A 20,183-nucleotide genomic window follows, 5' to 3' on the forward strand; every position below is an offset into this window, starting at 1 on the left:
ATCCTATTGGATCGTTCAACCGCTCTATCTCCTTGTTTTAACGCGTTTTCTTCACGCGAACCGGTGCCCACTTCGCTCGAAAACGCTGCGCCGGTCACCGGCCCTTGCCGATCGCGATCTTCATCAGGCCCAGCCCCTTGGTGTAGAGCGAGGCGGCGAGCTGGTAGTCAGACTGGTTCTGCGCGACCTTCATCATCTCGTCCTCGAGATTGACCGCGTTGCCGTTCGGCGTGATTTCGAAACGCGGAGCGCCCGTGCTGTCGAAGCCGCCACGCTGGCCGGAGAGGCCCATATGACTGGGGCTGGTCTGCGCCATCACGACGCCGGCCTGGCCGGGCGCGATCGCGGGCGCCTTCAAGTCATGCGGGCGAAAACCCGGGCTGTCGGCATTGGCGACGTTCTCGGCCAGCAGCTTCTGGCGCGATTGGTGCCAGTGCATGCGCGTCTTCAGCGCCTGCATCAGGTTTCCGCCGGTGCCCAAAGCAGTGTCGGCCATGGTCGATCGTTCCGTTCCGGTCACCCTGGGGCCGGCTGTCGCCGAGGGGCGGCTGCGCGGCGGAGGCTTTCGCTCACTGGGTAAATATTGCCGGGTACAGGGTTAACGACCGGTTAAAATCGGTTTGGCTGTGCGAAACAGTTAACCACGCGTTCACCATGTTGCCCGATAAGAAAAGCGTTATGCTATAGCCAAGGCGTTGAACCTTGGGCGGAAACATCAGCCGCCCGGGTAGGTCGCCGTCGCTCATGAGGCAAACATTGCAGACGTTGTTCGGCTTCGATCTTACGACCGCGCAGAAGGTGATTGTCGCTTCTGTCGTGATTCTCGTGCTGCTGATCCTGCTCGGCTTATTCGTGCGTCAGATCCAAGGCGGTCGGCTGAGAATGAAGGGGCAGGGCGGAGGGCGCCAGCGCCAGCCGCGGCTTGGCGTCGTCGATACCCATACTCTCGACCGGCAGCGCCAGCTCATCCTGATCCGACGCGACAATGTTGAGCATCTGATCATGATCGGCGGCGCCTCGGACGTCGTGGTCGAAACCAACATCCTGCGCAGCGGCGGCCGCGCGGCGGCGGCGCTTCCCATGGAGACCCCGGTGACCGAGCGGCCGGGCGCCTTCGAACCCTTGCCGTCGGCCGAGGCCGCGCGCCAAGACACGCGCCAAGATTTGCGCCAAGACCTGCGCCAGGAACAGCCCACATTAGAACGGTTGCCGATCCGATCGGCCCCAGGCGGTGCGCCGTCGCGTCCCGCGCAGCAGGGGTCGACGCAGGTCGAGGCTCCTGCCGCTATTGCTGCCGGCGTCGTCCTGCCCAGCCTTGCGGCTGCGGCAACCCAGATACCGGCGCCGGCGGTTCAGCCACCGAGCTTTACGCGTGATTTTTCCCCGTCGCAGTCGGCCAGCGCCGTCGAGCTCGACAGCATGACGCAGCAATTGGAGGAGGCGCTGAAGCGGCCGCATTCGGCCGTCCGCCCGGCGAATGCACCAGCCGAACCGCCACGGCTTCAGGACGAACCCAAGCCGCCTGCGCCGCTGGTCGAGCCGGTGGTCGATCTCCCCCTATCGCGCCGGCGATGCCGACGCCGACTCCGCCCGCGCCGCCGGAAACGGCAGGGCGGCCGATTCCGTTGCCGGCCGATGTCGAGGCCGAGCTCGAAATGGCCCTGGGCCTCAGGCCCGAACGCGTGGTTCCCAAGGCGCCTCCCGTCACCGTAACAGTGAAACCCGCTCCTGTCGCAGCGCCGCCCGCGCCTCCCATGCCGGAGCCAGTCGTGGCGCCGGAACCCATCAAGGCTGCCCCAGCCAAGAGCGAGCCTGCGGCCGTGACTGAGTCGGCTCCTCCCGACGATATCGAGGATTCGTTCCTCGAAGCTCCCGCCAAGCCCGCCGAGTCCGCGCCCGCACCGGAGCATAAGCATGAGGCGAGTGCCGCCCCCGAGCCCAAGATGTCGGCGAGCGAACCGGAACCCGCCTTCAAGCCTGAACCCAAGCCTGAACCCAAGCCCGAGGCTGCGCCCGAGCTGAAGCCTGCCGCCATCGACCCGTTCTCCGTCGATGCGATCGAGGCGGAGTTTGCGCGTCTGCTCGGCCGCGATCCCAAACCTAAATCCTGACATCACAAATCTTGACATCACCCAGGGCCGCCTCGTCGCCTCGGCGAGGCGGCCCTGGGCACGATCAACAGGCACGATCAACAGGATTGTCGGTGTGCGCGGGCCTGACGCCCCGTCCCCGGTTGCCGGGGCGCGCTGGCCGGCTCTAGCGTTGGCCGGCCCGATCGACTGAGTCGGGCGTTGTTCCGGCCCGGCGTGACCTTGACGAGAACCCTTGAGAGATCGCTGCGAGGCGGCCGCGCCCTATGGGGCGCGCTAGCGCTCTTGCCGGTGCTGGCGGCTCCGGCCTGGGCGCAGACGCTTTCGCTCGACCTGGGGCAAGGCGGGGGCGTCGCCGAGCGTGCGCTCCAGCTCATCGCCGTCATCACGGTGCTGTCGCTCGCACCGTCGATCCTGGTCATGGTGACGTCGTTCACGCGCATCGCCGTCGTGCTGTCGTTGCTGCGCTCGGCGCTCGGCACGCAGACCGCCCCGCCGAATGCCGTGATCATCGGGCTGGCGCTGTTCCTGACCGGCTTCGTGATGACGCCGACGCTCCGCGAGGCCTATCGCACGGCGATCGAACCGCTCGTTGCCGGCCAGATCCAGCCGCAGGAGGCCTATAATCGCGGGGTCGTGCCGTTCAAGGCGTTCATGCTCAAGAATGTCCGCGAGAAGGATCTGGCGTTGTTCATGGAGATGTCGCGCGAGCCGGTTCCCGCGCGGCCCGAGGACGTCCAGATCCAGGTGCTGGTGCCAGCCTTCATGATCTCGGAACTGCGCCGCGCCTTCGAGATCGGCTTCCTGCTGTTCGTGCCCTTCCTGATCATCGACCTGGTGGTGGCCTCGATCCTGATGTCGGTCGGCATGATGATGCTGCCGCCGGTGACGGTGGCGCTGCCGTTCAAGCTGATCTTCTTCGTGCTGGTCGACGGCTGGGGGCTCGTCGCGAGCTCGCTGGTCAAGAGCTATGGCGGGTCGGGATAGGGCTCAGCCCTGCCTGGACGGCGGGGCTGCGCTGTCGGCGGCGCCGGTCTGGCCCTCGGTCGGTGGCTGCTCGGGCCTGGGGCGCTGCCGCACGGTGGTGGAGTAGGCTGGGTAGCGGGCGCGATAAGCCGTCATGAAGTCGGTCAGGGTGTCGGAGCCTGCTGCCGCACGCGCCATCTCGCGGATGTCGGAGGCCTTGGCGCGGCTGGCGCCGGTGACGAAGGCAAAGGTGCGCGCATCCGTGCTCTGCGCCATCTTGGCGGCGAATTTGCCCCGCAGCCGGTCGAGCGAGAGCGCCTCGTTCGACATGACATAGGAAATCGCGCTGCGCATAACGTCGGCGCGCTCGCCTTCGCTGAGAGGCTCCGTTCCGCGCCAGCTTTCGCCGAGCATGCGTTCATGCGCCTCGCCGGCCTCCCGCCAGCGCTTGCCGGTCCAGAAGATGTCGGCGCGCAAACGGTCGACCTCGGGTCCACGTTCCGCTTCCAGCAGTTCGAGCGCCTGGTCGGTGCGCGACAAATCGGACAATGCCTTGGCCTCGAGCAGCAGGCGGGCGCGCTTGACGTCGCCGGGCAGTTCGATCAGCCGCGTCGCGTTGAGCGCACGCAGCGCCTCGACCGGCTTGCCGTTCATCAGGCTGATCATGGCGAGCTTGGTGGCGACGGTGGAGCGCGCCGCGCCGGTCAGGCGCTTCTCGATCTGGTAGCGCAGGATTTCGCTCGCCTGATCCAGCAGGTCGAGCTCGACCAGCCTGTCGGCCAAGAGCCGGGTGATTTCGTCGCCGCGCCGGCCGACCGGCAGGAATTCCTTGAAGTCGTAGAACAGCGCGAGCGCTTCGATGCGCGGCAACTGCTCGGCGCCGCGACCGCTGAACAATTCGGCGAAGCGCTGGGCGGTCTCGTCATGCATGCGCCGCGTCAGCGGGTTGTCGGGGTAGTTCTCATTGGCCCGGCGCGCGACCATGAAGGCGTCGCGCCAGCGCTGATGGTCGGCATAGAGCCGGCCAAGCTCGGCCAGCGCTTCCATCTCCAGATCTCCGCCGCGCCAGATGATCGACACCGTCTCCAGGCGGGCGATGGCTTCGTCGGACGACATGTCCGGCCGCTTTTCGACTTGCGCCAGCTTGACCGCGCGCAATTGCGCCTCGGAGGCGACAGGCCGGCTGTGGGCCTCGAACAAGGGCTTGTAGCCGTTCAGCGCCGCTTCCGGCCGGCCGCTGACATCGTCGAGGATGGCGCGCAGGAGCGCCAGTTTCTCGGGGTCGACCAGGCCGCGCGGCAGGTCCGATAGTTTTTCGATCTCGCGCTCGGCGACGGTGAGGTCCTGCGTCGCCAGCGCCGCGCGGGCCTTTGCGAAGCGCAGCTCGGCCTGGATCTCCGGCGGATAGCGATCGAGGATTGCCTCCGCGCGGCGAAAGCCGATGAGCGCCTGGGCGTTGCGCCCAAGTCTCTGCTCCGGCAAAGCGCGCCAGAGGCCGGCTTCGACATCCTCCTTGATCGGGCCGGCGTCGAAGGCGGTGATCGCCTCCTGATTGCGATGCATGCGCACCGCGATCAGCCCCTTCAGGAAGAGCGGCTCGCGCTGGTTCCGCATGGCCGGGTCGTCTGCCATCATGACCGACAAGGGGCCATTGGCTTCCGCCATCAGGCCATTGGCCGCGTAGAAACGCGCCAAGGCGAGGCGAGCCTCGGATTTGCGGCCGCGCGAGGCGTCGGCGACGTCGCGCAGCAGGGCGCGTGCGCCGTCCCGCACAGTGTCGACGTGCAGCTTGTTCCATTGCTCGGGGTCGAGCAGGGGCGGCTGGGCGGCCGCCGTCTGGCTCGTGTCGCTTTGCGCCTCGGCGGCTACGTCGAGCGTCACCGTCAAGCCGCCGGCGCGGCCGATCTGGGCCTGGTCGGCCGCGGCGCGCACCACGAGATCGTCGGCGCGGGGCGCGACGGCAAGACCATGGGCGGTCTGGAGCAAGTTGAATTCGACGAACTGATAGGGCTTGGCCGTGACGCGCGCCGGCCCGAACGCTGTCGCGACCGCCAGCGGCGTGCCGGACGGGCCCGGCTCGAGCCAGTGCACCCCCGTCATGCCGGACAGCGGTACGGCGAGGATGGTCTGGCCGCGCTCGTCGACCGTGCGGCGCGGGGCGACCGGGGTCGCCGTCTTCTTCTGCGGCTCGCCAAGGCTCAGCGACCAAATCGGGCCGTCATCGATCAGCCGTGTCAATTGCTGACTCGCCAGTCGCAGACGCACCAGCGTGACCTTGCCCTCGCGGGTTACGGTCGCGTCTTCGACCAGCTGCGGCAGAATGGTCTTGAAATCGGCCGGGTTGATCGTGTCGCGCGTGTCGAAGACGAGCGTGACGATCCCCGCATCGACGAAGGCGGCCGCGCCGGTCATGCGCGGAAAGCGGAAATCGATATGGCCGCCTTGTGCAGTGCCGGCAGCCTCGATCTTCACCGCCTGGGGCGCCGGGTCGATGACCGGCGCGGCGACGGCTGCAGGAACGGTCGCGGGCTGGCGGTCGGGAGTGGCGGCGGAAGCCACTGCCGCAGCCGGCAAGGAGGCCGGCGTCGGCGGCGCCTTCACCGCCGCATCCATTCCCTCTGGCAGGCTCGCCAATGTCGGACCGTTGGTTTTGGTGGGGCGCAGGAGATCGACCGTCAGCCCATCCTCGTCCTGGAAGTTCCTGACCTGCCAATCCTTCGGAATCGAGAGTTCAAGCCGTGTCGCGACCTCGTCGGTCTCCTGGGAGAGCAGCGCGACGCCGTCCGGCAAGGCGCGTTTGAGGGCTGCGGGCTCGACTGTCAAAGGCTGGTCGAGGGTCAGCTTCAGCGTGCCGTCCTCGAGCGCAGTCGTGAGACCGGTTCCAGGGGGGCCTGGAAGACAAGGCGCTCCAGCGTCGGCAGCTTGGCGCCGCGCACGATCAAGGGCTTGTTCTGGGGCCGTGGCTGGCGGGCGGCTTCCTTGACGCGGGCTTCGGCCTGCCTCAAGCGCTCCGCCATCTCGGTGATCACTTCGGGCGGGGGGCCCGGCAGCAACCCGGTCCAGTTCTCGGGCAAAAGGTCGATGAAGGCCTTGTCGCCGGCCTCGATCAGATTGGCGCGGAACATCTTGGGAAGCGCGAAGCGCATGCCGCGCCCGTCGGGATCGAGCCGCGCCAGGGTAATGTATTCCGGCAGCTCCTTGGCGATCTTGTTGATGTCGATCTTCACCGGGGAGGCGAAGGCGACCACGAGCACGCCATTGTTGACGCGGATGCGGGTCGGCGTCGGCTCGTCGAAGGTCAGGGCGAGGCGGCCGAAGCCCGGCGGCATGTCTTGGCCGCGCAAGGTGGCGTTGGCGGCGAGCGTGGGCTCGCACAGGCCCGCGCCGATGGCGAGCGCAGCCAACCCGATACCGAAGGCAAGGGAACGCGGGACACGCAAAACCGGAGAACTCACGCAACGCGACACGACCGGGCCGGAGCTGCCTGACCAGGCCGTCCGCCTGCTTTAGACGCTAGACTGTCAAGGATAATGCCGGGTTAACGTGGCCCCGGCATAATATCCTTGTGGAACAATCGTTTAGAGGGTTCGTCGGGATTGCGGACTCGGGAAGACAAGGGAGCGGGCCATGGCACGGCGCCAGCCACGCGATGATTTCCAGGGTGCGGACGATTTACATTTGCTCGCTGGCTGCGCGTGCTGGCTTGGCACTCGCAAAGCCAAGATTATGCGGTTCCGGCTAAAAAGCTGGTGCAATTATCGAGAAGTTAACCATACTTGCGAACTTATCAGTAGGGGGTCGCGTTCTATCCGAAACAAGAGCTGGGTTGGAGGACGCGATGCTGATTTATGTCGGGATTTTCTATTTGTCGTGCTTCGCGGTCTTCCTGGAGCTGGTCGATCGCGCTCCGGTCATGGACTGATGTTCAGCAGACGGCCAGGCCGCCCAGCCAAGAAATCCGATCCATGACATCGTCGCGCTGACGAATAGCAGCGCTATCGTGACGGTCAACAGCCTTTGGGCGAACGTTTTTGCCGGAGCCTGATCTGCTTGCGGCGCTCGATTTTTTCACGTCGGCTCGCCATCGCCAATGCCGGCAATCAGATCATCGTTTGCTGCGGCCCGCGAATTCATGAAGGCGGCCCTCTATTGCCTGACCACCCATGAGGGAAAGCGGCAGCTCGGTTGCGTTGAGCCCGGCCTTCTTTTAGTGCGATCAGCGTCGCGGAGCGGGCGCGATGGCCGGCAGTTCGTTGCCCGGTAGCGGCATGAGTTCGGCGGTGCTGCGCTCTGGCGCGCGCGAACTGGTGGCGAGGGCCACTGTCAGCTTCTCGGCCCGGTCGGGCGCCATGGCGGCGAGCACGTCGGACATCTTGCGTGGGTTCATCTGCTGGACAACCGGTAGCAGCACGTCGAGGCCGAGGCGGTCGAAGACGCGTGCGGCGTCCTTCGGCTTCATCGTCTCGTACATGATCACGAGATTCCTGATCGCCTTGAGTTCGTCCTCGGCGGGCTTGCGCTTGGGGCCGTCGACCTTGTCTTCGAGTTGCTTCAGGTCGCCGACGCGGCCGTCGAGCTTCTTCTCGGCGGTGTCGAGCAGGCGTTCGCGCATCTCCAGTTCGCGAATCCGGGCATCGATTTCTTCACGCCGCTCGCCCAGGCGTTCGAGAATGGCGCGTTCGGCGGGAGAGGTGAGCTTGGCCGTGCCGTTGACGACGCCGGCCTTGTTGTTGGGGTTGGCGGCGCGCGCCGCATCGGCCTTGGCTTCCGCTTCGGCCTTCTCCTGCTCCTTCTTCGGATCAGGCTTGTCGACCGAGCCGGTCGTCTCCGGGTCGCGCAGGGCGCCATCGGGTGCATGCGCCTGGGCGATCACCTTGGCGAGACCCCAGACCTGGGGCTCCGGCTTCACCGGGCGAGTGCTATCGGACGAAAAGACGCTCTCGCTTGCTGGCACCTTTCCCGGATAAGGCTCCGCCGTCCAGGCAAGCAGTTTCAGCGCCAGGAGACCCATGGCGCCGAGAATCACTGCCGGAAAGAGGCGGGGCCTTTCGATCACGCGGCCTGGCCTTCCAGGCGCCGGGCGGCACGGGCGCGGATGGCGGCTGCGGATTCGGCGGCGCTGGTCATGCGCGAAATCGGGGTGGGCTCGGGCGCTGGCGGCTCCGGGGCTTTGGGCGCGACCAGCGTGGCAGCGCTGACGATCTGCGAGATCCGCTCCATCACGGTCTGGCCGGCTTCGATCTGGGCGGCGAGGTCGGCGGCGTAGCGCTCGGCGGTGCGCAGGCGCTCGGCCAGGGTGCGGTCGCAGTCGCCCAGCGTCAGCTTCAACCCGGCGATGGCGCGCTCGGCGGTATCGGTCGCCGAGATCAGCGCGCCGACGGTCTGGCGCATGGCGCCTTCGTCGGCCTTGAGCCGCTCGATACGCTTGGCCAGCACGTAGCAGGTGATGATGGTCGCGACGAGGAGGCTTGCGACCAGGGCATCGGCGATGAGGGTGATCGTCATGGCTTGGTGAATATCCGCGTCAGGAGGGAGAACCGAGATGGCTCGTGGCGCTGTCGAAGGCGGCGATCGTGGTCTTGGAGCGGCGCAGCGGGCTGACGACCTGAACGGCGATCTTGTCGTCGACGCGTCCGATCCGGCCCTCGCTGACGATGAAGTCGCCGCAGCGCAGTGCGACCGTCGAATCGGGCCTGGCATCGAACATCAAGGTGTCGCCGATCTCGAGTTTCATCACCCGCTTCAACGGCATCTGCGTCTCATGGAGCACGCAGGTCACGGCGACGTCGGTCTGCCAGACCTCAGTCGCGAGATGGTTTTCCCAGATCGCATCGCGCCCGAGCTTCTCACCCATGAAGCTTTCGAGCAGCAATTCGCGGATCGGCTCGATCGTGGCGTAAGGCAGCAGCAGATGCAGGCAGCCGCCCCGGCCTTCCATGTCGAATTTGAGCTCGACGCGGATGGCGGCGTTGGCGGGGCGGGAGATCGAGACGAAGCGCGGATTGGACTCGATGCGATCGACCGTGAATCTCACCGGTGAGAGCGGTTTGAAGGCAGCCTCGGCATCATTCAGGATCAGCGCGATGACGCGCTTGAGCATGTTGATCTCGATCGAGGTGAAAGGACGGCCGTCGACGCGCGGCGCCGGCTGGCCGCGCTTGCCGCCGAACATCGTGTCGAGCACCGAATAGATCAGCGAGGACTCGATTGTGATCAGGCCGAAATTGTCCCACTCCTCTGCCTTGAACACCGAGAGCATGGCGGGCAGCGAGATCGAATTGATGTAATCGCCGAAGCGCACCGAGCGGATGCTCTCCAGCGAGACCTCGACATTGTCGGTGAAGAAGTTGCGCAGACTGGTCGAGAGCAGGCGCACGAGACGCTCGAAGATGATTTCGAGCATCGGCAGCCGTTCATAGGCGACCGAGCCGGAATCGACGATGGCCTGGATGCCGTTGCGGGCGTCCCTGTCGTCGCCGATGGAGAAACCGAGCATCGTGTCGATTTCGTCCTGCGACATCAGGCGGTCGGTGCCGCCATCCTGCTCGCCTTCCTCCACCAGCATGTCGGGCATGGTCGCCCATTCGGCCGCCATCCCTTCCGGGCTGAGGGGCTCGTTCTTGGGCTTGCCGGCTGGATCGAGGTCGTCGTTGCTCATGTCTTCGTCGTCATCCCGGCTGGTGCGTGGAAGCCCGGAGGGCTCACTGCACCAGCAATTCCTTGAACAGCACCGCGTCGATCTTGGCCGGATAGACCGTGACGTTGACGCGCCGCAGCAATTCTTCCTTGAGGCGGTACATGCCGGCCGAGCCTTCCAGATCGGCCGGGCGCAATTCGCGCATGAACACCTGGAAGGCGTCCTCGACGCGTGGCAGCAACGGCTTGATCTCCTCGGAGACCTTGGCGTCGGCGATCTCGAGCACGACCTTGACCTTGATGATCGGCTGGCGGTCCTGCTGGCCGCCCGGCGAGATGCCGATCATCATGTCCCGCATCTCGACGAAGCTCGCCGGCTTCTTGGCGGCCTTGGCCTGCTCGGCCGCTGCCATCTGCTCCGGAGAGGGGTGCCTGAGGAAGAAGAACCAGCCGCCGCCGCCGAGCCCGCTGAGCAGCAGCACGCCGCCGAGGATCATGATCAGCTTCTTCTTACCGGGCTTGGACGCTTCGCCGCCCCCGGCATTCTCTTCGTCGGTCTTTCCGGCCTTCTTCGACATCGCAGCACCGCCTCGGGCTGGGCGCGCGCGGCATCGATGCCCTGCTCCCTGTCTCCACCCTGATCATTCACGGTTAACGTGTCGTTAAGGACGGCAAATCTTGCCGGGTCATTTCTGCCCGAAGTCCTGGAATTGCCGAGGCCTGCGCGGTCGGTCGATTTAGTAATATCTTTTTAAAATCAAATAGATGCCGATATTAACCATGTTGGCACAGCGCTTGCGGCTGTGGTGCTGCGATGGCTGCGCTGGGGAGCGTCGAAGCGATCGCGGGACAATTCGGGAGACCATGCCGTGGAGAACGCGCTTCTCGTCGGCCTATCGCGTCAAATGGCTTTGGCGCGCGAGCTGGATGTCATCGCCAACAATCTGGCGAATACCGGCACGAACGGCTTCAAGTCGCGCTCGGCGCGCTTCAATGAATTCATCATGCCGGTCGCCAGCGCCGAGACCTTTCCGAGCGGCGACCGGAAGCTCTCCTATGTCATCGACAAGGGCACGCCCATCGATCTGTCGCAGGGAGCGCTGGAGCGCACCGGCAACCCCCTCGACGTGGCGCTGCGCGAGAACAACTACCTGGTCGTCCAGACGCCGAACGGCCAGCGCTACACCCGCGCGGGCTCGATGAGCCTGAACCAGCAGGGCGAGCTCGTGACGCAAGGCGGCTACCAGGTGCTGGGCGAGGGCGGTCCGATCCGTTTCGGCAACACCGAAAGCAATTTCAGCATCGCCGTCGATGGCACCATCTCCAGCGACCAGGGCGTCCGCGGCAAGCTCAGGCAAGTCCGCTTCGACAATCCGCGCGCGCTGAGCAGCGACGGCAACAACCTGTTCGCCTCGGCGACGCCGCCGCTGCCGGCCGGACCGCAGGCCCGGCTCGAGCCCGGCGCGATTGAGGGCTCGAATGTGAAGGCGATCCTGGAGATGACCCGCCTGATGGAGGTCCAGCGCTCCTATCAGGGCATCGCCAACATGATGACCAAGACCGACGAACTGCGCACCAAGGCGATTTCTCGCCTGGCCGATCAGCAAGCCTGAACCGGGGAAGGAGCAAGTCAATGCGCGCCCTGCAGACAGCCGCCACCGGCATGATGGCCCAGGAACTCAACGTCCAGGTCATCTCGAACAACATCGCCAACGTGCGCACCACTGGTTACAAGCGCCAGACCGTGCATTTTCAGGATCTTCTCTATGAGAATTTCCGGCGCGCCGGATCGGCCACCTCCGACCAGAGCACGATGGTTCCGGCCGGCACCTTCGTCGGCTCCGGCGTCAAGACGACGTCGACCGGGCGCGTCATGAGCCAGGGCAACCTGTCGTCGACGGAAAAAGAGTACGACGTCGGCATCCGCGGCGAGGGCTTCTTCAAGATCCGCATGCCCGATGGCCGCACGACTTATACGCGCGACGGCTCCTTCGACCTCGACGCCCAGGGCCAGCTCGTGACCCGCGACGGCTACATAGTCGAGCCTGGCATCACGGTTCCCAACAACGCAACCAGCGTCAGCATCAACGCGCAGGGCACGGTCGAAGTCCAGCTTCCCGGTCAGACCGCGCCGCAGACGCTGGGCCAGCTCCAACTCACCCGCTTCATCAACAAGGTCGGTCTCGAATCGATGGGCGACAACCTGTTCGTCGAGACCGCGGCCTCGGGGCCGGCGATCGACGGCGTCGGCGGCGGCGAGGGCTTCGGCACGCTGCAGCAGAACTATCTCGAAGAAGGCAACGTCCAGGCTGTGACCGAGCTCACCACCCTGATCGCGGCTCAGCGCGCCTATGAGATGAACTCCAAGGTCATCACCGCCGCTGACCAGATGATGTCGGCGACGACGTCGATGTTCCGCGGCTAGGCCTGAGGATGCGCGCCATGATCCGCTTATCGACCCTCCTCGCTGCCGTCGCGCTGGCTGGTACGGCGTTCGCCGCCCAGCCTCATCCAGCCGCTCGCGCCGGGGCCGGGGCCGGCGCCGTCGCAGCGATCGTCGCGCCGCCGCCGCAACAGCCGCCGGCTCCGACGCCGGTGCGCAAACCCTTCCTGCGTCCGGAGCTCACGCTCACGAGCGAGCTCGTCAGCTTTGGCGATCTGCTCTCGGGATTGTCGAGCGACGCTGCCGCGACACCCGGTTTCCGGGCTCCTGCACTTGGCGAGACCGGCACGATCCAGGTCAGCCGCATCATGGAGGCGGCGCGTGCCGCCGGCATCATTCGCGACGCCAGCGACATCGAGAGCCATGGCTTCGCGCAGGTGATCGTGACCCGTGCCGCGCGCCGCCTGATGGCGTCCGATCTCGAGGCGGCGGTAAAGACCGGGCTCCAGGAGCGTTTCGGGGTCGATGCCCGGGCGCTGGCGCTTGCGATCGATGGCGGTGCGCCGGCGATCGCGATCGAGCCCGAATTGACCGGCGACGTGACGGTGCTCGATCTCGGTTATGACGCCCGCTCGCGCCGTGTGCAGGCCCGGCTGATCGTACCAGGCAGCGCGGCGATGCGCCTGAAGCCCATCCGCATCACCGGCCAGATGGTCGACACCATCGAGGTCGTGGTGCCGCGCCGCAGCATCGCCCGCGGGGAAACGTTGAGCGCGGCCGATGTTATCGTCGAGCGCCGTCCGCGCGACGGGCAGGCGACCGAACTCATCGGCGACGCGAAGGCGGCCGTCGACAAGGTGGCGCGGCGCGCGCTCACTGTCGGCATGCCGCTGCGCGTCGGTGACGTGCAGCGCGAGGAGATCGTCGGGAAGGGCGATCTCGTCACCATCGTCTACGAGGCGCCCGGCCTGCTCATCTCGATGCGCGGCAAGTCCGGCGAGGCCGGCGCGATGGGCGATGTCATCACCATCACCAATCCCCAATCCAAGCGCGTGCTGCAGGGCACGGTCAGCGGGCCCGGGCGGGTTTCCGTCAAAAGCTCCGCCATCGGCCGTGTCGCCAGCGCTCCCTGATCCAGACAGTTGCGGACCCCGATCATGACCTCACGCATTCTCGTCAGACTTTTCGGGCTCCTTGCCCTCGGTGTCGCTCTCAGCGCCTGTGGCGCGGCCGACCGGCTCGCCAATGTCGGCCAGGCGCCGGCCCTCTCCGCGATCGAGGATCCAACGGCGGTGAAGGGCTACAAGCCCGTGCAGATGCCGATGCCGGCGGTGGAGCACGCCTCCTTCGCGCCGAACTCGCTCTGGCGCACCGGCTCGCGCGCCTTCTTCAAGGATCAGCGCGCACGGGTGGTCGGCGATCTCGTGACGGTCAAGGTCAAGGTCACCGACAAGGCCCAGCTCGACAACACGACCAAGCGCAGCCGCAAGAACGGCGAGGATGCGGGCGCCGACAATATCCTCGGCTACGAGAACAAGCTGCCTAACGGCGCCACTGCCGGCTCGCTCCTGAAGCTCGATTCGACCGCTTCGAGCGAGGGCGTGGGCTCGGTGCGTCGCGCCGAGACCCTGGCGACGAATGTCGCTGCCGTGGTCACGCAGACCCTGCCTAACGGCAATCTGGTGGTTGAGGGCAAGCAGGAGATCCGGGTCAATTTCGAAGTGCGCGAGTTGATCGTCGCCGGCGTGATCCGGCCCGAGGACATCGAATCGGACAACACTATCGATTCGACCAAGATCGCCCAGGCCCGGATCGCCTATGGCGGGCGCGGCCAGCTCACCGATGTCCAGCAGCCGCGCTATGGCCAGCAGGTCATGGATATCCTGCTGCCCTTCTAAAAGCATCGCATAGATCTCACGAAGTTCCGGCCGGCGTGGAACGCTCCCCGCTTATTCCCGCGCTGGCCGGCCGGCGGTCTCTCCCGAGCCGCCGGCTCTTATCGCCAAGAGCCGGATGACTTCAGCTGGAATCACAGAGTGATCCCAGCTGAAGTCTGAATCCGTCTCTCATCTAAGAGTGAGAGCAGGATCAAGGCGAAAAACCGGTTCCCACTTTTTCGCCTCCTGCTCGAGAGCAGTTTTCGATCCGATTGGATCGTTCAACAGCTCTATCTCTTTGTTCTAACGCGGTTTCTTCACGCGAACCGGTGTCCACTTCGCTCGAAAACGCTCTAGTTGAGAGTGGTAGACGAGTGACGGCCTCCCGCTTTTCGTCATCCCGCTCTCATCCCGGTCGCCCGTCACGCTCCCCAAGCTCACAGGGCTGGCGGCCAGAAAGAAGCCCCGCGCCTCCCGCGCGGGGCTTCTGCTCGCGAAATAAAAAAGGCCCTCCGCGCATTGCAGAAGGCCTCCGGCATGGCTGCGAAGCAGGCCTTAGCCTAATCGTCGCGGAATACACGCTCATTGCGCTCGTGACGTTCCTGCGCTTCCAGCGAGAGTGTCGCGATCGGCCGGGCTTCGAGGCGCTTCAGGGAGATCGGCTCGCCGGTGTCCTCGCAATAGCCATAGGAGCCCTCGTCGATGCGGGCGATGGCGGATTCGATCTTGGCGATCAGCTTGCGCTGGCGATCGCGGGCGCGCAGCTCGATGGCGCGGTCGGTTTCGGAGGAGGCGCGGTCGGCGATGTCGGGGTGGTTCTCGCTTTCGCTCTGCAGAGTGACGAGTGTTTCCTTTGCTTCCTTCAGAATCTCATTCTTCCAGGACAGCAGCTTGCTGCGGAAATACTCGCGCTGCCGCTCGTTCATGAACGGCTCGCTGTCGGTGGGTTTGTAGTCCGCTTCGAGAATGATTTGCTTCGACATAGGCACACTCTCTGAGTTGGTCGTCTCGGCGCGCCCACCGACTCCGCCGTGGGAGGCCCGCCGATTTCGCGCCCTTATAGCGAGGGACATGGGCAGTAACAATCACTGCCGCGCGTCTTCAACCGCTTCCGTCAACACATTGCCTCGACTGGGCGATAGAGCGCCGAAACGGGCGTTTTCTGCCCCTGATTCTTGCCCTTGCTTCAAGGTGGCGGTGCCAGGACGGCGGCGATGTCCGCCTCGACCAGCACGGCGAGGCTGCGACGGTAGTGGGTGTGGTCGAAGAATCGGTCGGGGTCCCCGTTCTCCGGCCGGCCGATTCGCCAGTCGATCAGCACGGAGCGGGGATGTCGCTGCGTTATCTCGGCAAAGGCGGCGCGGCATGCCGAATCCGCCGCAGCATTCTGGCTGCCGGGCTCCGGGTGGCTCGTCGCATAGCTTGGCGGGCGCAGCAGGATCAGGGCCGCTTCCGGCGCAGCCGCCAGGGCCAGCGCTTCGAGCGCCCGTGCGGCGGGAAACGGTCCGGAGTGATTGCGGCCACCAATCTGCAAGGAGGTCCCTAGCGTGACGCGGCGGTCGCGTTCTGCCTCGGGGCCCTGCGCATCGAAATGCGCTTCATAGTTCCAATAACCATCGGGGCGGGCGCGGGCGCTGTCGGGGTTGCGCAGATAAGCGATTCGGAAGGGTAGTTCCTGGATGACGTCGTAGCGTGCGAGGCCCAGGAGATAGTCGCCAAGATTGCGGCTGAAGAGCCAGAACGGGAAAGGTCGCTTGTTCGGCAGCGCCGGATCGGGCGTGCACCAATGTTCGTCGATTCCCACGACAATCGCGCGCGCCGGTTCGAGCCGCTTGCGCAGGAACCACTCGAGCAGGGCAAGAGCTTCCTTGGGACCGGTTCCCGGTGTCGCAAGGGAGAGGAAGGCGATGCCGGTCCTCGCCTTGAGTTCCTCGGGAGAGACGAGCTGGATGTGGGAGTTGCCGATGATCACTGCTTGAAAAGCGGGGTCGCGCCCGCGGCTTGCTGCGGCCATGCGCGGTCCCTGCGGCCTGACGCCTGGCTTGAGCGCAAGCGGGGAATGGCCGGTGTCGTAGGGGTCGAGCAGAAAGGCTAGCCCTAGAAGGCTGGCCGCCAACAGCAGGGCCGTCGCCAGGAAGGCGCGTGCGAAACCGGCCCAGCGCACTGCCGACATCGGCGCGATGCCTTCAGAACTGGAAGTAGATGAATTCATAATTGGCGTCGTCACCGATCTTGAACAGGACGATGACGAAGAGGATCGCCGCAATCACCGCAATCCAGCGCACTGGGGGCAGCCGCTGCACGAGCGTCCAGGCCGTGGGTCCAAGACACGCGAAGGCAGCGGCCGGCAGCAGCGCGCGCCATTTGAAGCCCGTCCCCGCCGGAGCCAGGCCGAGCAGCCCCTTATAGATCGTCAATGCCGCCTCAAAACTCGTGGCGCGGAAGACTACCCAGCACAGCATGACGAAGACGAAGGTCAGGAGCCAGCCAAGCGGCTTGGGCATCGGCAGTTCGGCGCGCCGCCAGAGCAGCGCCACGATCAGGGCGAGGCCATGCGCGACGCCCCAGGCAACATAGGTGAGCCCCGCGCCGTGCCAGAGCCCGCCCAGCGCCATGGTCGCAAACAGCGCCCAGACCTGGGTCGGCAGGCCATGTCGGGAGCCGCCGAGCCAGATATAGAGGTAGTCGCGCAGGAAGCGCGACAGCGTCATATGCCAGCGCCGCCAGAAATCCTGGATGCTCGTCGAACGATAGGGCGCCTCGAAATTCTGCGGCAGCACGATGCCGAAGAGCAGCGCCAGCCCGAGCGCCATGTCGGTGTAGCCGGAAAAGTCGAAATAGATCTGGAAGGTGAAGGCGAGCATGCCTTGCCAGGCCTCCGCCATGCTGACGACCTTTCCGACGGCGGCGGCGGCGAAGACCGGGTTGGCGTATTCGGCCAGCGGGTCACCAAGCAGCACCTTCTTGGCGAGGCCGGCGGTCAGCAGCAGCAGGCCGCGCGCGATCCGCTCGGCTGCATCGGGCCGCTGATAGGGCCGCTCCTCGAACTGGTGCATGATCTCGCGCCAGCGCACCAACGGCCCCGCCAGCACCTGCGGGAAGAAGGCGATATAGAGCGCGTAACGCACCAGATCGTAGCGCGGTGCCTCGCCGCGCCTGAGATCGGTCAGGTACATGACGTGGTGGAAGGTGAAGAAGGAGATGCCGAGCGGCAGCGCGAGATCGAGCCGCGGCGTCGCAAATCCTGGAATCATTCCAGCGAGATCGGCGAAGAAGTTGACGTATTTGAACAGCGCAAGTGCGGCGAGGTTCAAGATGATCGCCAGCGTGATCAGCGCGCCCGCCCTGGTCTTCTGGAACGCTTCGGCGATGAGCCAGTTCAGCCCGATCGAGAGCGCGAGCAACGGCACGAAACGCCAGTCCCAGTAGCCGTAGAAGGTGAAGGACAGCGCCACCAGCACGGGCAGCCGCCACTGCGGCGCAAAGCGCTCGGCGAGCCAATGCAGGCCGAGTGCGAGCGGCAGGAAGCCGAGCAGGAAAGCGAAGGAGTTGAAGAGCATTGGGCCGGTGGCTGTGCAGGAAGGGCCGCCTTAGACCATTGTCCCGCGCAAGTCATGTCGAGCGTGGCCTTTGCCCTGGGTGTCGCCATGCGTTCAATCAATCGATTGATTAAATCGAGATTCCGCGCTAGGTAAGGTGGATGAAACTAGCCTCCGGCAACGACCAAGGCGCTCGCGAAGCGTTGATGCGCGCCGGGCTCGACCTGTTCGGGCGGCACGGCTTTGATGCGATCTCGATCCGCCAGATCGCGCAGGCGGCCGGGGTCAACAGTGCCGGCATCGCCTATCATTTCGGTGGCAAAGACGGACTGCGTCAGGCTTGCGCCGCGGCCATCGTCGCCACGATGAAGGAGCGGGTCTTCGGGGCCGCCGCGACCATGCCGCCGCTGGAAGGGCTCCCGCCGGAGGCGGCGGTGGAGCTCTTGGTTGCGGTCGTGAGCCGGGTTACGGCCTTTGCGGCGCGCGTGCCGGAGAGCGAGACCATCGCCCGCTTCGTCGTGCGCGAGATGATGGAGCCGACCTCGGCGTTCGAGACGCTCTATGAGGGGCTGGTCGGCCCGGTCCATGGTCGTCTTTGCACGCTCTGGGCTGTCGCGGCCGGCCTCGAGGCCGAGGCGCAGGCGACCAAGCTCGCCGTCTTCGCGATGGTCGGGCAGGTACTCTATTTCCGGCTGGCCCGGCCGGCCGTGATGCGGCGCATGGGCTGGAGCGACATCGGCGAGGCCGAGAGCGAGGCGATCGCCACCGTCATCCGCGCCAATGTCCGGGCCAGCATCGCCGCCATGCGGGAGGGGCAGCCATGATCGCTGAATTCATCTGTTCTTTTAGCATTGCTGCCTCACTCGCCTTCTGCGGGCCGCCGACGACGCGCATCGCCGGCTATGTCGAAGGCGAATATGTTCGCCTCGGCCCGATCGATACCGCCCGGATCGAGAGCGTCGCGGTCAGGCGCGGCGAGCGCGTCGCGCCCGGTGCCGTCGTCGCGGTGCTGCAGGCCGATGATGCGCAAAATGCCGTCGCCGAGAGCGATGCCCGACTGGTGCAGGCCAAGGCCCAGCTTGCCAATCTGCTCAGCGGTCGGCGGCCGGAAGAGATCGCCGTGATCGAGGCGAGTGCGGCCTCCTCCCAGGCGCAGGAGCGCGAGGCCGACCGGGCGCTGGAGCGGCGGCAGGACCTTTTTCGTCGCGGCGTCTCGACCCAGGCCGATCTCGACCAGGCGCAGACGGCGCGCGACGTCGCGGCCGCCAATGTACGCCAGAGCGCTGCCAATCTCGCGGTTGCCCGGTTGCCGGCGCGCGAGGAGGAGATCAAGGCGGCACAGAATCAGGTGACGCAGGCGCAGGCCGCTCTCGCCCAGGCGAAATGGCGCCTGTTGCAGCGAAGGCTCGTTGCGCCGGCGGCCGGGATCGTCACCGATCTCGTGCGCTATCCCGGCGAACTCGCGGGTCCGGCGGCGCCGGTGCTGACCTTCCTGCCGGACGGGGCGATCAAGCTGATGGTCTATGTGCCGGAGGCGCTGCTGGCCGGCACCCGTGTCGGGACGCTGCTCGACATCCGTTGCAGCGGCTGTCCGTCCGGTCTGTCCGCCACGGTGTCCTATGTCGCGCAGGAGCCGGAATTCACGCCGCCGGTGATCTATTCGGCCGAGACCCGGCAGAAGCTGGTCTATCTGGTCGAGGCCCGGCCGGAAGGCGCGCAGGCGGCGAAGCTTCAGCCGGGTCAGATCATCGATGTCGTGCTGCGGGGCCGACGATGAACGTCATCGAGGTCAAGGGGCTGACCAAGCGCTTCGGTACCCGCACCGTCGTCGACAATGTCGATCTCACGGTCGCGACGGGCGAGATCGTCGGCTTCCTCGGCCCCAACGGCTCGGGCAAGACGACGACGATCCGGCTGATCTGCGGGCTGCTGACGCCCGATGCCGGCGAGGGCACGGTGCTTGGTCTCGACGTCAGGCGCGACAGCGCCGCGATCAAGCGCCAGGTCGGCTACATGACGCAGAAATTCTCCTTCTACGAGGATCTGACGATCGAGGAGAATCTGACCTTCGTCGCGCGGCTCTACGAGTTGAAGCCTGTGCAGGATGCGGTGGCGCGGACGCTCGATGGCCTTGGCCTGACCTCGCGCAAGGACCAGCTCGCCGGCACGCTGTCTGGCGGCTGGAAGCAGCGACTGGCGCTCGCCGCCTGCATCATGCACCAGCCGAAATTGCTCCTGCTCGACGAGCCGACGGCTGGCGTCGATCCCAAGGCGCGGCGCGAGTTCTGGGACGAGATCCACCGGCTCGCCGGCGACGGCCTGACGGTGCTCGTCTCGACGCATTACATGGACGAGGCCGAGCGCTGCCACCGCATCGGCTACATCGCTTATGGCAAGATGCTGGCCACCGGCACGGTCGAGGAGGTGGTGCGGGGCTCGGGGCTGGTCACCTTCGTGGTGCATGGCCCATTGACTGCAGCCCAGATCCGCGAACTCTCAATGGTCGATGGCGTCGAGCAGGTCGCGCCCTTCGGTACGACACTGCATGTCGTCGGTAGCGACAGGGGCAAGCTCGAGGCAGCGCTGGCGCCGCTGAAGGCGCAGCAAGGGGTCCGCGTCGAGCCCGGCGAGACCAGCCTCGAGGACGTCTTCATCAAGTTCATGACCGGTGCTCAGGCGAGGGCGGCATGAG

20 protein-coding genes are annotated in these 20,183 nt (G+C 65.9%); 10 read left to right on the forward strand and 10 right to left on the reverse strand.

Going from position 1 to position 20,183, the window contains the following annotated elements; all coding sequences use genetic code 11:
- Positions 1–94: 94 nt before the first annotated feature.
- Positions 95–496 (reverse strand): flagellar basal body rod protein FlgB, encoded by a 402-nt coding sequence (gene flgB, locus RMR04_RS09760; RefSeq protein WP_311914434.1) that lies wholly within the window; start codon positions 494–496, stop codon positions 95–97.
- Positions 497–756: 260 nt separating this feature from the next.
- Between flgB and RMR04_RS09765 the strand changes: the two genes are divergently transcribed.
- From RMR04_RS09765 to fliP, 3 genes are all read left to right on the forward strand, one after another.
- On the forward strand, positions 757–1,713 hold the full coding sequence (locus tag RMR04_RS09765; RefSeq protein ID WP_311914436.1) for a flagellar biosynthetic protein FliO: 957 nt from the start codon (positions 757–759) through the stop codon (positions 1,711–1,713).
- Positions 1,714–1,769: 56 nt separating this feature from the next.
- Positions 1,770–2,111, forward strand: coding sequence for a hypothetical protein (locus RMR04_RS09770; RefSeq protein ID WP_311914438.1), 342 nt, complete (start codon positions 1,770–1,772; stop codon positions 2,109–2,111).
- 225 nt (positions 2,112–2,336) lie between these two features.
- Entirely contained in the window at positions 2,337–3,077 is a 741-nt protein-coding gene (fliP, locus tag RMR04_RS09775; protein ID WP_410492257.1) for a flagellar type III secretion system pore protein FliP, read from the forward strand.
- A 3-nt stretch (positions 3,078–3,080) separates the two neighbouring features.
- Here fliP and RMR04_RS09780 read toward each other — a convergent pair whose 3' ends face one another.
- From RMR04_RS09780 to fliL, 6 genes are all read right to left on the reverse strand, one after another.
- Positions 3,081–5,879, reverse strand: a complete 2,799-nt coding sequence (locus RMR04_RS09780) for a tetratricopeptide repeat protein (protein WP_311914439.1) — start codon at positions 5,877–5,879, stop codon at positions 3,081–3,083.
- 20 nt (positions 5,880–5,899) lie between these two features.
- Complete coding sequence (locus RMR04_RS09785; protein WP_311914440.1) at positions 5,900–6,460, reverse strand: hypothetical protein; 561 nt, start codon at positions 6,458–6,460, stop codon at positions 5,900–5,902.
- Between the two features lie 812 nt (positions 6,461–7,272).
- Positions 7,273–8,112 carry a MotE family protein gene (locus RMR04_RS09790; RefSeq protein WP_311914442.1) on the reverse strand — a complete coding sequence of 280 codons (840 nt, stop codon included), beginning with the start codon at positions 8,110–8,112 and terminating at the stop codon, positions 7,273–7,275.
- Entirely contained in the window at positions 8,109–8,561 is a 453-nt protein-coding gene (locus RMR04_RS09795; RefSeq protein ID WP_311914443.1) for a DUF6468 domain-containing protein, read from the reverse strand. Before RMR04_RS09795 ends, RMR04_RS09790 begins: the two co-directional genes overlap by 4 nt.
- Before the next feature lie 19 nt (positions 8,562–8,580).
- Positions 8,581–9,714 carry a flagellar motor switch protein FliM gene (fliM, locus tag RMR04_RS09800; protein WP_311914444.1) on the reverse strand — a complete coding sequence of 378 codons (1,134 nt, stop codon included), beginning with the start codon at positions 9,712–9,714 and terminating at the stop codon, positions 8,581–8,583.
- Positions 9,715–9,757: 43 nt separating this feature from the next.
- Positions 9,758–10,270: a flagellar basal body-associated protein FliL gene (gene fliL, locus RMR04_RS09805; protein ID WP_311914445.1), complete on the reverse strand. Its 513-nt coding sequence runs from the start codon at positions 10,268–10,270 to the stop codon at positions 9,758–9,760.
- A gap of 291 nt (positions 10,271–10,561) precedes the next feature.
- Here fliL and flgF point away from each other — a divergent pair, with 291 nt between their 5' ends.
- Genes flgF through flgH form a run of 4 tightly spaced genes read left to right on the forward strand, consistent with a single transcriptional unit; the run spans position 10,562 to position 13,973 of the window.
- Positions 10,562–11,305, forward strand: coding sequence for a flagellar basal-body rod protein FlgF (flgF, locus tag RMR04_RS09810; RefSeq protein ID WP_311914446.1), 744 nt, complete (start codon positions 10,562–10,564; stop codon positions 11,303–11,305).
- 20 nt (positions 11,306–11,325) lie between these two features.
- Positions 11,326–12,117 (forward strand): flagellar basal-body rod protein FlgG, encoded by a 792-nt coding sequence (flgG, locus tag RMR04_RS09815; protein ID WP_311914447.1) that lies wholly within the window; start codon positions 11,326–11,328, stop codon positions 12,115–12,117.
- Positions 12,118–12,134: 17 nt separating this feature from the next.
- Positions 12,135–13,208 carry a flagellar basal body P-ring formation chaperone FlgA gene (gene flgA, locus RMR04_RS09820; protein WP_311914448.1) on the forward strand — a complete coding sequence of 358 codons (1,074 nt, stop codon included), beginning with the start codon at positions 12,135–12,137 and terminating at the stop codon, positions 13,206–13,208.
- Between the two features lie 24 nt (positions 13,209–13,232).
- A complete protein-coding gene (gene flgH, locus RMR04_RS09825) occupies positions 13,233–13,973 on the forward strand; it encodes a flagellar basal body L-ring protein FlgH (RefSeq protein WP_311914450.1) in 741 nt (246 codons plus the stop codon).
- A 539-nt stretch (positions 13,974–14,512) separates the two neighbouring features.
- On the opposite strand, the gene dksA is transcribed toward flgH, so the two are convergent.
- The 3 genes from dksA to RMR04_RS09840 form a co-directional block, all read right to left on the reverse strand.
- Entirely contained in the window at positions 14,513–14,935 is a 423-nt protein-coding gene (gene dksA, locus RMR04_RS09830; RefSeq protein WP_311914451.1) for an RNA polymerase-binding protein DksA, read from the reverse strand.
- A 203-nt stretch (positions 14,936–15,138) separates the two neighbouring features.
- Entirely contained in the window at positions 15,139–16,164 is a 1,026-nt protein-coding gene (locus RMR04_RS09835; protein ID WP_311914452.1) for a hypothetical protein, read from the reverse strand.
- Positions 16,139–17,512, reverse strand: a complete 1,374-nt coding sequence (locus RMR04_RS09840; RefSeq protein ID WP_311914453.1) for an MBOAT family O-acyltransferase — start codon at positions 17,510–17,512, stop codon at positions 16,139–16,141. The genes RMR04_RS09835 and RMR04_RS09840 overlap by 26 nt, the downstream gene beginning before the upstream one ends.
- Before the next feature lie 140 nt (positions 17,513–17,652).
- Here RMR04_RS09840 and RMR04_RS09845 point away from each other — a divergent pair, with 140 nt between their 5' ends.
- Genes RMR04_RS09845 through RMR04_RS09855 form a run of 3 tightly spaced genes read left to right on the forward strand, consistent with a single transcriptional unit; the run spans position 17,653 to position 20,182 of the window.
- Complete coding sequence (locus tag RMR04_RS09845) at positions 17,653–18,315, forward strand: CerR family C-terminal domain-containing protein (protein WP_311914454.1); 663 nt, start codon at positions 17,653–17,655, stop codon at positions 18,313–18,315.
- Positions 18,312–19,268, forward strand: coding sequence for an HlyD family secretion protein (locus RMR04_RS09850; protein WP_311914455.1), 957 nt, complete (start codon positions 18,312–18,314; stop codon positions 19,266–19,268). The genes RMR04_RS09845 and RMR04_RS09850 overlap by 4 nt, the downstream gene beginning before the upstream one ends.
- Positions 19,265–20,182 carry an ABC transporter ATP-binding protein gene (locus RMR04_RS09855; RefSeq protein WP_311914456.1) on the forward strand — a complete coding sequence of 306 codons (918 nt, stop codon included), beginning with the start codon at positions 19,265–19,267 and terminating at the stop codon, positions 20,180–20,182. Before RMR04_RS09850 ends, RMR04_RS09855 begins: the two co-directional genes overlap by 4 nt.
- Position 20,183: the final 1 nt, after the last annotated feature.

This window comes from Bosea sp. 685, assembly GCF_031884435.1.
In the GTDB taxonomy this organism is placed as follows: Bacteria; Pseudomonadota; Alphaproteobacteria; order Rhizobiales; family Beijerinckiaceae; genus Allobosea.